A 15,686-nucleotide genomic window follows, 5' to 3' on the forward strand; every position below is an offset into this window, starting at 1 on the left:
TCCGGCGGACCGCTCGACCAGCGGGAGACGCCAACATCACCTCGGTCGTGGCCTGTTCAACCGTCCTTCGGCCCCGGCGCTCCCACCCGCAGTCCGTCCATGACCAGGTCGAAGAGGCGGGCGGCGCGTGCTTCCCAGTCGCCGTGGGGGTCCATCGTGAACAGGCCGGAGATGGCGAGGACGAGGTCGTCCGCGGTGACGCCGGGGCGGATGGTGCCGGACTTCTCGGCGGCGCGGAGCAGGAGTTCGGCCGCGGAGGTCACGGGGGTGGGCTCAGGCTTCGCCGCGGCGCCCGGTGCACTCGTGACCTGGTGGATCGCGTCCGCCAGACCGGCCTTGGCCATGGCGAACTGAGCGAGCCGGTCCATCCAGTCCCGCAGCGCCCGGTCGGGTTCCCGGGTCTGAAGCAACTGGCGTGCGCTGTCGGCGACCTGCTGCATCTCGTGGCGGTAGATCTCCAGGACGAGGGCCTCGCGGTTGGGGAAGTTCCGGTAGAACGTGCCCTGTCCGACGCCCGCCTTCTTGGCGATCGCGCTCAGCGGGGCGTCGGGGGAGCGGGTCAGCTCGACGAGCGCCACTTCCAGGATGCGCTCGCGATTGCGCTGCGCGTCCGAGCGCAGCGGTGCGCCCTTCTTCTCCTTCACCCGTGGCCTCCTCGCGAGCTCGCCGAGGAGCCCGGTCTTGCTAAGCGGACAGCTGTCCGGTACGTTTTCCTGAAAGCGGACAGCCGTCCGGTTGGTTCCCACCATAGCCGTGACAGAGCCGATCCAGCCACGTACCGCGCTGCCTCTTTTGCCTCCCGACACCCCCGATCTTCCTATACGCCTGCCTGCCGGACCGCCCTCTCGGCGCACTCCGGAGCTGTGAAAGGACGGCTGATCATGGCCCCAGCCCCCGCATCGACGTATAGCGCCATCACCCTGAACATCAACGGCGAGAAACACACGCTCTCCGTCGACCACCGCACCACCCTGCTCGACGCGCTGCGCGAACGCCTCGATCTCACCGGCACCAAGAAGGGCTGTGATCAGGGCCAATGCGGTGCCTGCACGGTCCTGATCGACGGCCGCCGAGCCGTGGCCTGTCTGCAACTGGCGGTGGCCGTCGAGGGGCGTGAGATCACCACCGTCGAAGGCCTGGCCGACGGCGAACGGCTGCACCCGGTGCAGCAGGCCTTCCTCGACCTCGACGGCTACCAGTGCGGCTACTGCACGCCGGGCCAGATCTGTTCGGCCGTCGCGGTGATCGAGGAACACGCGGCGGGGTGGCCGAGCGCCGCCACCGACGACGTACGGCCCGAGGCGGGACCGCCGCCCCTGACCGCCGACGAGATCCGCGAGCGGATGAGCGGCAACCTGTGCCGCTGCGGAGCGTATGTGTCGATCGTGCGGGCGGTCGCCCAGGCGGCCGAGGCGCGCACCGAGACCACGGAGGCGGCGGCATGAGGGAGTTCGGCTACCAGCGGGTCCTCGATGTCTCCGGCGCCGTCGCGCTGCTCGACGCCGATCCGGAGGCGCGTTTCCTCGGCGGCGGCACCAACCTCGTCGACCTGATGAAGACCGGCGTCGAGCGGCCCGCCCGGCTCGTCGACGTCCGTGAACTGCCCCTGGACCGCATCGAGTCGACGTCCGACGGCGCACTGCGGATCGGCGCGACCGTCACCAACAGCGACCTGGCCGCCCACCCCGAAGTCCGGCGCCGCTACCCGGCGTTGACGCAGGCGGTGCTCGCCGGAGCGTCCGGGCAGCTGCGCAACATGGCCACCGTCGGCGGAAACCTGCTCCAGCGCACCCGCTGCGGCTACTTCGCCGACGTGAGCCGGCCCTGCAACAAGCGCGTCCCCGGCAGCGGTTGCCCCGCGATCGAGGGCGAGCACCACAACGCGGCCATCCTCGGCGCCTCCGACCACTGCGTGGCCGTACACCCGTCGGACATGGGCGTGGCGCTCGCCGCCTTCGACGCGGTCGTGTCGTACGAAACCGCCGACGGGCCGGGTGAGTTGCCGCTCGCCGACTTCTATCTTCCGGTCGGTGACACCCCGCACCTGGAGACCGCCCTGCCGCAGGGCGCCCTGATCACCGGCGTCACCCTGCCACCCGCGCCGGTCGCGGCCCACTCCCGCTACCGCAAGGTGCGCGAGCGCGCCTCGTACGCGTTCGCGATCGGCTCGGTCGCCGCCGCGCTCGACGTCGAGGCAGGAGTCGTACGGGAGGCGCGCCTGGCCCTCGGAGCGGTCGCGTCGCGGCCGTGGCGGGCCCTGGAGGCCGAGCGGGTGCTGACGGGCGCACCGGCCGATGTCCGCGCCTTCGAAGCCGCCGCGGACGCCGAACTGGCCGCGGCCCGGCCCCTGCCCCACAACGGATACAAGGTGACCCTCATGCGCAACCTCATGGTGGCCGTGCTGACCGAACTCGCCCAGGAGGCCGCCCGATGACCACCGTCACCCCCCTGAAGGGCTTCGTCGGCACCGCGCACACGCGCGTGGAGGGACGCGACAAGGTCACCGGCGCCGCCCGCTACGCGGGCGAGATCCCCTTCGCCGAACTCGCCCACGGCTGGCTGGTGTTGTCCACGGTCGCCCGCGGCCGGATCCGCGCGATGGACACCGAGGCCGTCCTGGCGATGCCCGGCGTCCTCACCGTCCTGCACCACGGGAACGCCCTGCACGTCGAGACCGACTACGCGGGGCTCATGGGGATGAAACCCGACCCGTCCGTCGCGCTCTTCCAGCACGACCGGGTGCCGCACGCGGGCTGGCCCGTGGCGCTGGTCGTCGCCCGGACCTCCGAGCAGGCGCGGGAGGCCGCCGAGGCGCTCGTGGTGCACTACGACCAGGAGCCGCACGACGTCGCCTTCGCCGACGGGCGTCCGGACGCGTACCCGGCGGCGGACACGCCCGTCGCCCCCGCCGTGGCCGCGAAGGGCGACCTGGAGGCCGAACTCGCCCGGTCCGCCGTCGTCGTGGACGCGGAATACACCACGCCCGAGGAACACCACAGCCCCATGGAGCCGCACGCCGCCACCGCCCGCTGGGACGGCGGCCGTCTCGAAGTCGTCGACTCCAACCAGGGCAGCATCTGGGTCCAGGGCGAACTCGCGAACCTGTTCTCCCTCGACCCGGCCTCCGTGCGCGTGCGCTCCGAACACATCGGCGGCGGCTTCGGATCCAAGGGCGTCCGCGCCCACCAGGTGGCCGCCGTCATGGCCGCGACCGTCCTCCATCGCCCGGTCCGCGTCGTCCTGACCCGCCGTCAGATGTTCTCGCTGGTCGGCTACCGCAGCCCGACCGCTCAGCGCGTCAGGCTCGGCGCCGACCCCGACGGACGCCTGCGCGCCCTGGAGCACCAAGCTCTCAACCTCTCCTCGACGGTGCACGAGTTCCTGGAACCCTGCGCCCTGCCGGGCCGGGTGCTGTACGACGCCGACGCCCACCACACGGCCCACCGGATCGTACGGCTCGACGTACCGACCCCGACCTGGATGCGCGCGCCGGGCGAGGCACCGGGGTCGTTCGCGCTGGAGTCGGCGCTCGACGAACTGGCCGAGAAGTGCGGCGTCGACCCGATCGACCTGCGCGCCCGCAACGAACCCGAGACGGGTCCCGTGTCCGGGCTGCCCTTCGCCGGCCGCAGGCTCCTGCTCGACTGCTTCCGGGAAGGTGCCCGCAGGTTCGGCTGGGCGGACCGCGACCCCCGGCCCGGCCTGCGCCGCGACGGCCGGTGGCTGCTCGGCACCGGCACGGCCGCGGCCACCTTCCACGCGGGCGCCTTCCCCTCCACGGCGGCGATGACGGCGGAGGCGGACGGCACCTTCACCGTCCGGATCTCCGCGGCCGACATCGGCACCGGCGCACGGACCGCCCTCACCCTGATCGCGGCGGACGCGCTCCACGTGACTCCGGACCGCGTCCGCGTCCTGATCGGCGACAGCGACTTCGGACCGGCGATGATCGCGGGCGGCTCGATGGGCACCAGCTCGTGGGCCTGGGCGATCACCGCGGCGGCGGACGAACTGCGCGAGCGACTCGTCCCGGGCGCCACCATCCCTCCCGACGGCATCACCGTCCGCTCGGACACCTCGGCGGCCATCGCCGCCCGGTCACAGAAGGAACGGCACTCCTACGGCGCCCACTTCGCCGAGGCCGCCGTCGACGTCACCACCGGCGAGGTACGCGTCCGCCGTATGCTCGGCATCTTCGCGGCGGGCCGCATCGTCAACCCGCTCACCGCCCGCAACCAGTTCGTCGGCGGCATGACCTGGGGCATCTCCATGGCCCTGCACGAAGAGGCGATCCGGGACCCGGCCTCGGGCGCCCACGTCGGCGCCGACCTCGCGGGCTACCACTTCGCCGCAAACGCCGACGTCCCGCTCATCGAAGCCGACTGGCTGCAGGAGGAACCGAACGCCGACGACCCCATCGGCATCAAGGGCATCGGCGAGATCGGCATCGTGGGCGCCGCCGCTGCCGTCGCCAACGCGGTCTGGCACGCGACCGGCGTACGCCACCGCAGCCTCCCGATCCGCCCCGACCGCGTCCTCCAGGCAGGCCGACATGCTTGACCTCGCAACCGAGTTGACGAAGTGGACCAAGGAGGGCCGCGACTTCGCCGTCGCCACCGTCATCTCCGTCAGCGGCAGCGCCCCCCGCCCACCCGGCGCCGCCCTAGCCGTCGACACCACCGGCACGGTCATCGGCTCGGTGTCCGGCGGCTGCGTGGAGGGCGCGGTGTACGACCTGTGCGTCGAGGCCCTCGAGAACGGCAAGACGGTGGTCGAACGCTTCGGCTACAGCGACGAGGACGCGTTCGCGGTGGGACTGACGTGCGGCGGCGTGATCGAGGTCTTGGTCACGCCGATCACAGGGGACACCCCTGACCGGGAGGTGTACGAGGCGGCGCTGTCGCGCGCTGCGCAAGAGAAACCAACGGAACTGGCCCGCGTGATAAGCGGCCCGACGGAACTAGTAGGCAAGCCTGTGCTGGTACCCCCTCAGGGGCGCGGGGAACTGCGCGACCAGCCACAACGGACCCGCACGGTCGAACTAGACGACCGCACCCTCTTCATAGAAACCCACACCCCACCACCCCGCATGATCATCTTCGGCGCGATCGACTTCGCCGCCGCCCTCACCCGCACCGGCAAATTCCTCGGCTACCACGTCACCGTGTGCGACGCCCGCCCCGTCTTCGCCACCCGCGCCCGCTTCCCCGAGGCGGACGAGATCGTGGTCGAGTGGCCGGACAGCTACCTCCGGCGCACGGAGACCGACGAGCGCACGGTGCTGTGCGTCCTGACCCACGACGCCAAGTTCGACGTACCCCTGCTGGAGACCGCACTGCGGCTGCCGGCCGCGTACGTCGGCGCGATGGGCTCACGCCGTACGCATGAGGACAGGAACCGGCGACTACGTGAAGTCGGGCTCACGGAAAGCGAGTTGGCCGGGCTGCGCTCACCCATCGGCCTCGACCTCGGCGCCCGCTCACCGGAGGAGACCGCGCTGTCCATCGCCGCGGAGATCGTCGCGGCCCGGCACGGCGGGACGGGCGTACCGCTCACTGATTCAGGGACGCCGATTCACCGCGCCGTAGCGACTAGTCGGTCCCGGCGGCGCGCTCGGAGTTCTTCTTCTTGATGCGGGCCGCTTCCTTGCGGACCTCGGCCTGGGTGGCACGCTCCTTCTCCAGCCACTCGGGCATGTCCTTCTTCAGGGCTTCGATCTGCTCGGTGGTGAGGGGCTCGGTGATCCCGCCGCGCCCCAGCCCCGCGATGGACACGCCGAGCTTCGCCGCGACGACCGGACGCGGGTGCGGGCCGTCGGCGCGCAGGTCCCGCAGCCACTGCGGCGGATCGGCCTGGAGCGCGTTCAGCTCGGCACGCGAGACGACACCCTCCTGGAACTCGGCGGGGGTGGCCTCGAGGTACACACCCAGCTTCTTCGCCGCGGTCGCGGGCTTCATGGTCTGGGTGGTCTGGTGCGACTTCATGCTGTCAAGACTAACGACCGGGCGGGAGACCTCCGACCACGCCGGGTAACCTGGCGGGGTGACAGGCTCGGAAAGTACCCCCTCGTTCCGGCTCGCGTACGTCCCCGGGGTGACGCCCGCCAAGTGGGTGCGGATCTGGAACGAGCGCCTGCCCGACGTCCCGCTCGATCTGGTCGCCGTACCGGCCGCGGAAGCATCCGACGTCTTGCGCGAAGGCGGCGCGGACGCGGGTTTCGTACGGCTCCCCGTGGACCGTACGTTCTTCAGCGCGATCCCCCTCTACACCGAGACGACGGTCGTCTTGGTCCCCAAGGACCACCTGCTGACCGCCGCCGACGAGGTGTCCGTCGAGGATCTCGCCGACGAGGTGGTGTTCCACCCCCTGGACGACGTCTTCGACTGGGAGCGCCCGCCCGGGCAGCCCGCCTTCGAGCGCCCCGCCACCACGGAGGACGCCGTCGAGCTGGTGGCGGCGGGCGTGGGCCTGCTCGTCGTACCCCAGTCGCTGGCCCGTCTGCACCACCGCCGGGACGTGACCTACCGGCCCGTCGCGGACGCCCCTCAGTCGAGCGTCGTCCTGTCGTGGCCCGAGGAGGCGACCACCGAGCTGGTCGAGGACTTCATCGGGATCGTCCGCGGGCGGACGGTCAACAGCACGAGGGGACGCACGCAGCCCGCTGCTCAGCCTCAGTCACAGCCGAAGGCCAAGGGGGCCGAGACGTCCGGCGCCCGGCGCAAGCCCGCGGCGGGAAAGCCCACCCGCGGCGGTGGCGCCAAGGGCGCGAAACGCGGCAAGCCCCGCCGCCGCTCCTAGCCAAGTCTCACTTCGGCGGCAGGCTCGCTGCGAACGCGTGTCCCTGATCGACCCATGCCCCGAGGTCGGCGTCCTCCGCCAGCGCGGAGCCGTCGACGAGGATCCAGCCGCGCATCGGCCGTCCCGTCATGTCGAAGACCCGGGTGCCGGGCCGGGCCAGCGCCGCCTCGGTGGCGTCCGGGCCGACCCGGACCATGAGGTCGTCGCCGCTCACCCCGACGGCCATGTTGCCGCGGTGCAGAAACGCGAGGCCGCCGAACATCTTCTTCTCGGTGACCTCCGGGTCCGGGCCCAGGTGCGCCCTGATCCGCTCGGCCAGTCCTTCGTCGTACGCCATGACGGTCCTCGTTCCTGGAGTCCGCGGTGCCGACTCCAGGATCCCCGCGCGGGGCGGCCGACGCGCGCAGGGCGGGTGAGCGCCGGCGGGGCGGGAGCGTTCTGTTCCGGCCCACGCCCAGCACCGGGGGAACATTTGGCCGCGCCGATGGCGCCCCCGAGTGGCAGAATCTGCCCCGTGGACTGGGGGATCCTCGAGCGCGAGCCCGAACTGGCGCGACTGGCCACGGCCGCACAAGAGGCGGCGGACGGGGCCGGATCCGTGGCGCTCGTCTTCGGGGAGGCCGGGATCGGCAAGTCGAGCCTGGTCAAGGCGATGCCGGACCGGCTGCCCGGCGGCGCACGCGTCCTGGTGGGCCAGTGCGACGACCTCGCCACCCGACGGCCCCTCGGCCCGTTCCGCGACCTCATCGGCAGCATCGGCGCCGAACTGGCGCAGGCCGTGATGGAGGGCGTCGACCGGCATCGGGTGTACGAGGCACTGCAGGGGGAGTTGGCCGGGGTACCGCATCCGGCCGTGCTCGTCGTCGAGGACGTCCACTGGGCCGACGAGGCGTCACTGGACGCCCTGCGGTTTCTGGTACGCCGAATGGAGCGGTTGCCCGCACTCCTCGTACTCACCTACCGCGACGACGAGTTGAGCCGCGAGCACCCCCTGCGGCACCTGCTGGGCCAGGTGTCCCGCGCCGACCGGGTGCACCGTCTGCCGCTGGCCCGGCTGTCCCGGGACGCGGTCCGCACGCTCAGCGCCGCCAGCCACCTCGATCCGGCGCAGGTGTACGACGTGACGTCGGGCAACCCCTTCTTCGTCGCCGAGGTCGTCGCGGCGGGCGGGGTCGGGGGAGTGCCGCCCACGGTCGTGGACGCGGTACTGGCCCGGCTGCGCGGACTGGACGCCCTCACCATGGACGCCCTGGAGCAGCTCGCGGTCGTCCCCTCGGCCGTCGAACGCACCCTCGTGGAAGCGCTCTTCGCGGACGGCGCCGCAGCGCCGGCTGTGTCTGACATGCGGCTGCCGCCGCGTGGGCGCGACCAGCCCCCGCCGGCCCGCAGTGAACGGCCCGCATATCCAGCGGAGCGCTTCGCCGCGGCCGAGCAGCGCGGCCTGCTGACCGTGACCCCGGAGCGCGTCGCCTTCCGGCACGAGCTGATCCGCCGGGCCGTCGCCGACTCCCTGCCCGCCGCACGCCGGATCGAGCTGGACCGCAACGTCCTGGCCGCGCTCGTCGCCCGCCCCGGCACCGACCCCGCCCGCATCGTCCACCACGCCGCCCAGGCCGGTGACCGTGACGCCGTCGCCCGCTACGGACCCGACGCGGCCCGGGACGCCGCCGGCGCCGGCGCCCACCGCGAGGCCGCCGCCCACCTCCGGCTCGTCCTGCGCGAACGGCACCGCTATGCCCCGGCCGACCTCGCCGACCTGCTCGAACGCTACGCCGTGGAAAGCTACACCATCGCCGACTCCGCCTCCGCCGTCACCGCCCAGCGTGACGCCGTAGCCTTGCGCCGCTCCCTCGGCGACACCCTCGCCCTCGGCGCCGATCTGCGCTGGCTGTCCCGGATCCACTGGTGGGCCGGCGACGCCGAGGAAGCGCAGACGGCCGCGCGGGAGGCCATCGCCGTCCTCGAACACGCCGGTGACGACCGGTTGCTGGCGCTCGCGCTGAGCAACACCTCCCAGCTGCGGATGCTGTCCGACCGTTACGCCGAGGCGATCGTGTACGGCGAGCAGGCGATCGAGCTGGCCCGCAAGGCAGGTGACCAGGCGATCCTCGCGCACGCCCTCAACAACGTGGGCAGCGCCCGCTGGAAGGGCGGTGACCCGGGCGGGCGCGCGCAGGTGGAGGAGAGCCTCGACGTCGCGCTCGCCGCGGGCGAGGTCGAGCACGCCTGCCGGTCCTACGCCAACATCATCTGGACCCTGCTGGAGAACGCCCAGTACGCCGAGGCCGAGACGTTCCTGCCCCCGGCGATGGAACTGGCCGAACGCGCCGAACACGTCGGCTTCCTCAACTATCTCCACGTCGAGCTGGCCATCCGCCGGCTCGCGGCCGGGGACTGGGACGACGCCGAGAAACAGGCCGAGTTCGGTATGCACGACTTCGTCCCGGCCCGCTGCCCGGCGCTCACCGTGCTCGCCCGCGTCCGCACCCGGCGCGGCAGGCCCGGCGCCGGCGAACTCCTCGAAGAGGCCTGGAAGATCGCCGTGACCACGGGCGAACTGCAGCGCGCGGTTCCGGTGGCGGCGGCCCTGGCGGAGGCGGCGTGGCTGCGCGGCGACCGGGCGGGCGTGGCCGAGGTCGCAGGGCCGGTCCACGCCGAGGCCCGCCGCCTCGCGGTCGGCCCCTACCAGGCCGAACTCGGCTACTGGCTCGCCAAGGCCGGACACCGCGTCCCGGCCGACGGCTCGGACCATCCGTACGCCGTGCAGGCCGCCGGAGACTGGCACCGGGCGGCGGCGCTGTGGCGGGCGGCGGGCTGCCCGTACGAGCATGCCGCGGCCCTCGCGGAAAGCCCCGACCCGGCCGACAAACTCACCGCGCTCGCCGCCCTCGACACGCTGGGCGCCGAGCCGCTGGCCCGGCTGATCCGCGCCGAACTGCGCCGGCTCGGCGTCCGCCATATCCCCCGCGGCCCGCTCGCGGTCACCCGGGGCAACCCGGCCGGCCTGACCGAACGCCAGTTCCAGGTCATGCGGCTGCTGGCGGAGGGCCTGACCAACCCGGAGATCGCCGACCGGCTGGTCGTCTCGGTGCGCACGGTCGACAACCACGTACGCGCCGTCCTGGAGAAGCTCGACGCGCACACCCGGCGCCAGGCCACCGCGCGTGCCGCCGAGCTGGGACTGCTGGCGGGACCCGAAACGTAGGTATGTCTTCGCGCCGAGCTGGGTGACCCGCACGGATGCCCGGAAGGCCGTATGGCACTAGAAACATGCGAATCCGGCTCTATTCGGACACAGGAACGGGGAACCGCATGTCCAGCACACCCGCCCAGGCAGCACGCCGCGAACTGACAGGCTTCACCGGTGATCTGACCGGACCCGACGACTCCGGCTACCAGGACGCCCGCGCCGTCTACAACGGCATGATCGACAAACGTCCCGCACTCGTCGCGCGCTGCGCCGACGCCGACGCCGTGGCCCGAGTGATCGGCTTCGCCCGCTCCCACGACCTGCCCCTCGCGGTCCGCGGCGGCGGCCACCACGGAGCCGGGCTCGGCACCGTCGACGGCGGTGTCGTCGCCGACCTGTCGCCGCTCAAGGACGTCCACGTGGACCCCGGGGCCCGGACGGTCCGGGTCGGCGGCGGCTGCGTGTGGGGTGAGGTCGACCGCGCCACCAACGCGCACGGACTCGCCACGCCCAGCGGCATCATCTCCACGACCGGCGTCGGCGGCCTCACCACCGGCGGCGGGCTCGGCCACCTGACCCGCAAATGCGGGCTGACCATCGACAACCTGCTGGAGGCCGACCTGGTGCTGGCCGACGGCCGGCAGGTGCGGGCCGCCGCCGACGAGAACAGCGACCTGTTCTGGGCGATCCGCGGAGGCGGCGGCAACTTCGGCGTCGTGACGTCGTTCCTCTTCCGGCTGCACGAGGTGAGCACGGTCGTCGCAGGACCGACCTTCTGGCCCGTCGAGAACAGCGCCGAAGTCCTCACCGCCTACCGGGACTTCCTGCCGAACGCACCCCGCGAACTCAACGGCTTCTTCCTGCACGGCACGGTCCCGCCGGCCCCGCCGTTCCCCGAGGAACTCCACCTGCGCAAGATCGCCGGCGTCGTGTGGTGCTACACGGGCGACGACACCGAGGCCGCCGCCCGCGAGATGGCCCCGCTGCTCGACGCCCTGCCGACACCCCTGCTGCACGCGACCGGCCCGATGCCCCACCCCGACCTGCAGTCCATGTTCGACGGCCTGTACCCGCCGGGCCACCAGTGGTACTGGCGTGCCGACTTCGTCAACGAGATCCCCGACGAAGCCGTCGAACTCCACGCCAAGTTCGGCGCCGAGGTGCCCACCATGCAGTCGACGATGCACCTCTACCCGATCGACGGCGCCGCCCACGACGTCGGACCCACGGACACCCCCTGGGCCTACCGCGAGGCACGCTGGGCCTCCGTCTATGCGGGCGTCGACCCCGACCCGGCCAACGCCGACCTCGTCAAGCGGTGGACCGTCGACTACTTCGAGGCCCTGCACCCGCACTCGGCGGGCGGTGCCTACGTCAACATGATGATGGACGAGGGCCAGGAGCGGGTCCGCGCGAGCTACCGCGACAACTACGACCGCCTGGCCCGCATCAAGGCCGACCGTGACCCGGACAACGTCTTCCGCCTCAACCAGAACATCCAGCCTGCCCCGAAGCCGCGGTACGAGGCGCGGCCCTGAGCGGTTGGAAGTGAACCTGCGGGCCGGTGGGGGCTGGTCGCGCAGTTCCCCGCGCCCCTTACGGGGCGCTACCGCACCGGACCTCCAGCGGAGCGCTCAGCGTACGAGCCACTCGTACGCGGCCCGTGCCGTGAACTCCGTCTGACCGCCGCGCAGGAGCAGCCCAACCGTCGCGAACTCCGGCGCGTCGGCCTGCGCGGCGACATAGGGGATGGCGATGCAGCGCATCCCGGCCGCGTGCGCGGCGGCGGCACCGGGCGCCGCGTCCTCCAGGACCACGCAGTCGGCCGGGGCCGCGCCGAGCCGGCGGGCCGCCTCCAGGAAGACGTCGGGGGCGGGCTTGCCGCGCTCGACCTCGTCGGCCGACACGACGGTGCGCAAGTGGGCGTCCAGGCCGGTGCCGGTCAGGATCGCCTTGATGGCCTCGGGCGACGAACCCGAGGCCACGGCCATGGGCACGCTCTCACCGGCCAGCAACTCCACGAACGTGCGCATCTCGGGGTACACGCGCGTGGCGGTGCGGGCCAGCCCCAGATAGGCACGGTTCTTCGCGGCGAGCAGCTCGGCGACCGAGGCGCGCAAGCCGTATCGCTCCCTCCACAGTGCCACCGTCTCCTGCGTGCTGATCCCGACGTACCGCTCGTGGTCCGCCCAGGTGAAGTCCGGGACGCCGTGCTCGGCGAGGACCTGACGGCCCGCTTCGAAGTAGTTGGGCTCGCTGTCCACGAGCGTTCCGTCGAGATCGAAGATGACCGCGGTCGGGCCGAGATTGTTCATGGGTCCAGGATGCCAACCGTCATTTCCGAGCCGCGCGGCCGATCGACTCGACCAGCGGCAGCAGCCGGTGCGGAACGCGTTCGCGCAGGGCCACCTCGCTCCGGGTGCGGACGACGCCCGGCAGGCTGATCAGCTTCTGGATCACGTCCTCCAGGTGCGCGTTGTCCCGCGCCACCACCCGGGTCAGCAGATCCCCGCCGCCCGTGATCGAGAAGGCCTCCACGATCTCCGGTACGGCGGCCAGCGCGTCGCCCACATCGTCGAGATGGCCCTGCGTGACCTCGATGTGCACGAACGCCAGCACCGGATGGCCGAGCGCGGCGGCGGAGAGCGTCGGGCCCGTCCCGGTGATCACGCCGTCCCGCTCCAGCCGGTCAAGACGGGCCTGCAAGGTCCCGCGGGCGACGCCGAGGATGCGGGCGTACTCCCGCACGCTCGTCCGGGGCTGCTCCAGCAGCAGCCGCAGGATGCGGGTGTCGAGCTCGTCCACGGCCATGGCGCTCGGCCTCCTCGTCCCTGGTCCGTTGGCTCGTCGATGGACGAGCCGGATCCGATATGCCTGTGCCAATGGTCCATCATTCCAAGCACCACTTGAGCCAGGGTGCGCCTTGATGCTGCAATGAACCCGTCGATGGCGCTGCGGATCCCGCGGCGCCTTTTTCATGCCGTTGTCCAAGGGGGCGGGAAGCAGTGCTGAAGAGGGTGTTCATGGCTCCGGACCCGGGGCGGCTGCGGCTGCGCTTCGCCGCCCGGGCCGTCCTCGGCGTCGGCCTCGCGGTCGTCGTCTGCGGCCTCGCCGGCCACTCCCTCGCCGGTGCCGTCACCGGCGGACTCGCCGCGCTGCTCGCCCTGTTCACCGTCACCGACGCCACCGTCCGCGGGCAGGCGGTCACCACCGTGCTGCTGCCCGCCGTCGGCCTGCCCGTCCTCGCCGCCGCGGCCGAGCTGCACGACCAGCCCGTGGCCCGGGACCTCACCTTCCTCGCCGTGGTCGGCGCGGGCGTGTACGTACGCCGCTGGGGCCCGCGCGGACACAGCCTCGGCGTATTCGCGTTCATGACCTACTTCGTGGCGCAGTTCCTGCACGCGACCCCCGGACAGCTGCCCGAGCTGTACGCCGCCGTCCTCCTCTCCGTCCTCACCGCCTCGGCGGTCCGCTTCGGGCTGTGGTGCTACGAGCACCGGCTGCCCCCGGGCCCCGCGCCCACCCCGCCGGCCGGCACTGGCCTGGCCCGCGTGACCACCCGCCAGGCGATCCAGGCGACCACCGGCGCGGGCTTCGCCCTCGTCGTGGGCCAGTTGCTGTCCGGAGAGCGCTGGTACTGGGCCGTCGGCGCCACCTGGTGGGTCTTCGTCAACACCACCTCGCGCGGCGAGACCCTGGTACGGGGCTTCCGTCGCGTCCTCGGCACCGTGATCGGCATCGGCCTCGGCCTGCTCGTCGCCGTCCCCCTGCACGGGGCCGCCGTCCCCACGGCCGTCCTCCTCGCCGCCTGCGTCTTCGGCATCTTCTACACGGCCGCCGTGTCCTACACCTGGATGATGCTCTGCGTGACGGTGCTCGCCGAGCTGCTCTACGGCCTGCTGGGCGTCCTCGACCCCGCGCTGCTCGCGCTGCGGTTCGCCGAGACCGGCGTAGGAGCGCTCGGCGCCGTCCTGGCCGTGCTCTTCGTGCTGCCCGTCACCACCCACACCGTCACGGACGCCTGGATCCGGCGGGCCCTGCGCTGCGTCCACGCCTGCACCGCCGAGGCCGCCGCGCGACTCGCCGGAGACGAAGGCGCCGACCCGACCGCCCGGGTGGCCGAACTGGAGCAGCTGCTCGGCCGTGTACGACTCTCGGTCGCCCCGCTGGTCCACCCGCTCAACCCGATGCTCGGCCGCAAGCGCCGCGCCCGCCGCGTGCTCGCCCTCCTCGACGACTGCGCCCGCGAGATCCGCGGCCTGGCCGCCGTCGCCGCCGACCCCGAGGCCTCGCACGACGCACGCCTCGCCGCTGCCTGCTGGCGCGTCGAGGCCGCCGTCGAGGCGCTCACCGGCGGTGGCGACGTCCCCGCGTCCGCCATCGAGGCCACCGCGACGGAGCCGGCACTGGCCCACCTGCACGGCGTGGAGCGGGCCCTCGCGGACCTCGCGAAGCCGCTGCGGGCTCCGTCGCGCTCGCCCCTCGTCGGAACGTGAATCCCCTGACGACGCCCGATTTGGTCTAGACCGATTGTGATCGACTGCTAGCGTCACCCCCGACAACACAGGGCACCGAGAGGGGACAGCGGTGGCAGACGGCGGCAGGCGACAGCGGCGGGCCTTCATCGGGTCGTTCACGGCGGCCGGAGGCGCCGGGATCGTGACGGCGGCCGTGGACCCGGACACCGGCGCGCTCACCGTCCTGGGCAGCGTGGAGACCGTGCCCGACCCCTCGTATCTCGCCCTGTCGCCCGACGGGGACACGCTCTACGCGGTCAGCGAGACCGCCGACGGCGCTGTGGCCGCGTACCGCGTGACCGGCGACAAGCCCGAGCCGGCCGGCTCCGCGGTGCCGGTCGACGGCAGCGGCCCCACGCACCTGAGCCTGTTCGCCGGCCACGTCCTGACCGCCAACTACGGCTCCGGCAGCGTCACCACCGTGCCCCTGCGCGCCGACGGCACCCTCGCCCCGGCCGCGTCCGGCGTGCTCCGGCACACCGGCTCCGGCCCGCACACACCGCGCCAGCAGGGCCCGCACGCCCACCAGGTGCAGCCCGACCCGAGCGGCCGGTGGGCCGTCAGCGTGGATCTCGGCACGGACTCCGTACGCGTGTGCACGCTGACCGACGGGAGCCTCGACGTGCACCGGGAGATCGCCCTCCGCCCCGGGTCCGGCCCCCGTCACCTGGCGTTCCACCCGCGCGGCTCATACGCGTACGTGCTGAACGAACTGACCCCGACCGTCACCGTCTGCCGCTGGGACGCAGCGGACGGCTCGCTGAAACCGCTGGCCGAGACCCCGGTGCTGGCCGGGCAGCCGGCCGGTGACGGCTACCCGTCGGGCATCGTCGCGTCGCCCGACGGCCGCTTCGTGTGGACCGCCACCCGCGGCGAGGACGTGGTGTCCACGTTCGCCGTCGAGGGCGAGGAACTGCATCTGGTGGGCACGGTCACCTGCGGCGGCCACTGGCCCCGGGCCCTCACCGCGGCGAACGGCTTCCTCTACGCCGCGAACGAGCGCTCCGGCGACATCACCTGGTTCACCATCGACCCGGCCACCGGCCTGCCACGACCCACCGGCCTGATCGAGGTCACCGCCGCGTCCTGTGTGGTCATCGGCTGAACCCAGGCGCCCCGAAGGGGCGCGGGGAACTGCGCGACCAGCCACGACGCCGCCGCAGACGAACGACGACAGACGG

Annotated in this window: 14 protein-coding genes; 9 read left to right on the forward strand and 5 right to left on the reverse strand. The window is 72.7% G+C overall.

What is annotated here, in order from left to right; all coding sequences use genetic code 11:
* Positions 1-56 precede the first annotated feature (56 nt).
* Entirely contained in the window at positions 57-644 is a 588-nt protein-coding gene (locus OG828_RS42675) for a TetR/AcrR family transcriptional regulator (RefSeq protein WP_328441890.1), read from the reverse strand.
* Between the two features lie 237 nt (positions 645-881).
* On the opposite strand from OG828_RS42675, the gene OG828_RS42680 reads away from it, so the two are divergent.
* Genes OG828_RS42680 through OG828_RS42695 form a run of 4 tightly spaced genes read left to right on the forward strand, consistent with a single transcriptional unit; the run spans position 882 to position 5,632 of the window.
* Positions 882-1,445 (forward strand): (2Fe-2S)-binding protein, encoded by a 564-nt coding sequence (locus OG828_RS42680; RefSeq protein WP_328369409.1) that lies wholly within the window; start codon positions 882-884, stop codon positions 1,443-1,445.
* Positions 1,442-2,434, forward strand: a complete 993-nt coding sequence (locus OG828_RS42685) for an FAD binding domain-containing protein (RefSeq protein ID WP_328441892.1) — start codon at positions 1,442-1,444, stop codon at positions 2,432-2,434. Before OG828_RS42680 ends, OG828_RS42685 begins: the two co-directional genes overlap by 4 nt.
* Entirely contained in the window at positions 2,431-4,560 is a 2,130-nt protein-coding gene (locus tag OG828_RS42690; protein ID WP_328504180.1) for a xanthine dehydrogenase family protein molybdopterin-binding subunit, read from the forward strand. Before OG828_RS42685 ends, OG828_RS42690 begins: the two co-directional genes overlap by 4 nt.
* The gene (locus OG828_RS42695; protein WP_328504181.1) at positions 4,553-5,632 is read left to right on the forward strand and encodes an XdhC family protein; all 1,080 of its coding nucleotides are present in this window, start codon (positions 4,553-4,555) and stop codon (positions 5,630-5,632) included. Before OG828_RS42690 ends, OG828_RS42695 begins: the two co-directional genes overlap by 8 nt.
* Here the strand turns inward: OG828_RS42695 and OG828_RS42700 are convergent.
* Entirely contained in the window at positions 5,592-5,984 is a 393-nt protein-coding gene (locus OG828_RS42700; RefSeq protein ID WP_328369420.1) for a DUF5997 family protein, read from the reverse strand. The genes OG828_RS42695 and OG828_RS42700 overlap by 41 nt on opposite strands.
* A 58-nt stretch (positions 5,985-6,042) precedes the next feature.
* Between OG828_RS42700 and OG828_RS42705 the strand changes: the two genes are divergently transcribed.
* A complete protein-coding gene (locus OG828_RS42705) occupies positions 6,043-6,798 on the forward strand; it encodes a LysR family substrate-binding domain-containing protein (RefSeq protein WP_328504182.1) in 756 nt (251 codons plus the stop codon).
* 7 nt (positions 6,799-6,805) lie between these two features.
* Here the strand turns inward: OG828_RS42705 and OG828_RS42710 are convergent, their stop codons facing one another.
* Entirely contained in the window at positions 6,806-7,135 is a 330-nt protein-coding gene (locus OG828_RS42710) for a TfoX/Sxy family protein (protein WP_328369426.1), read from the reverse strand.
* A gap of 177 nt (positions 7,136-7,312) precedes the next feature.
* Here OG828_RS42710 and OG828_RS42715 point away from each other — a divergent pair, with 177 nt between their 5' ends.
* Together OG828_RS42715 and OG828_RS42720 are read left to right on the forward strand one after the other, a co-directional pair.
* Complete coding sequence (locus OG828_RS42715) at positions 7,313-10,003, forward strand: ATP-binding protein (protein WP_328504183.1); 2,691 nt, start codon at positions 7,313-7,315, stop codon at positions 10,001-10,003.
* 107 nt (positions 10,004-10,110) lie between these two features.
* Entirely contained in the window at positions 10,111-11,526 is a 1,416-nt protein-coding gene (locus OG828_RS42720; RefSeq protein WP_328504184.1) for an FAD-binding oxidoreductase, read from the forward strand.
* 96 nt (positions 11,527-11,622) lie between these two features.
* Here OG828_RS42720 and OG828_RS42725 read toward each other — a convergent pair whose 3' ends face one another.
* The gene (locus OG828_RS42725; protein ID WP_328504185.1) at positions 11,623-12,303 is read right to left on the reverse strand and encodes an HAD family hydrolase; all 681 of its coding nucleotides are present in this window, start codon (positions 12,301-12,303) and stop codon (positions 11,623-11,625) included.
* 19 nt (positions 12,304-12,322) lie between these two features.
* Positions 12,323-12,799: an Lrp/AsnC family transcriptional regulator gene (locus tag OG828_RS42730; RefSeq protein WP_328441900.1), complete on the reverse strand. Its 477-nt coding sequence runs from the start codon at positions 12,797-12,799 to the stop codon at positions 12,323-12,325.
* A 194-nt stretch (positions 12,800-12,993) separates the two neighbouring features.
* Between OG828_RS42730 and OG828_RS42735 the strand changes: the two genes are divergently transcribed.
* Positions 12,994-14,484, forward strand: a complete 1,491-nt coding sequence (locus OG828_RS42735; protein ID WP_328504186.1) for an FUSC family protein — start codon at positions 12,994-12,996, stop codon at positions 14,482-14,484.
* A 91-nt stretch (positions 14,485-14,575) separates the two neighbouring features.
* Entirely contained in the window at positions 14,576-15,610 is a 1,035-nt protein-coding gene (locus tag OG828_RS42740; protein WP_328504187.1) for a lactonase family protein, read from the forward strand.
* Positions 15,611-15,686 lie beyond the last annotated feature (76 nt).

Origin of the sequence: Streptomyces sp. NBC_00457 (assembly GCF_036014015.1) — a bacterium.
Lineage (GTDB): Bacteria > Actinomycetota > Actinomycetes > Streptomycetales > Streptomycetaceae > Streptomyces.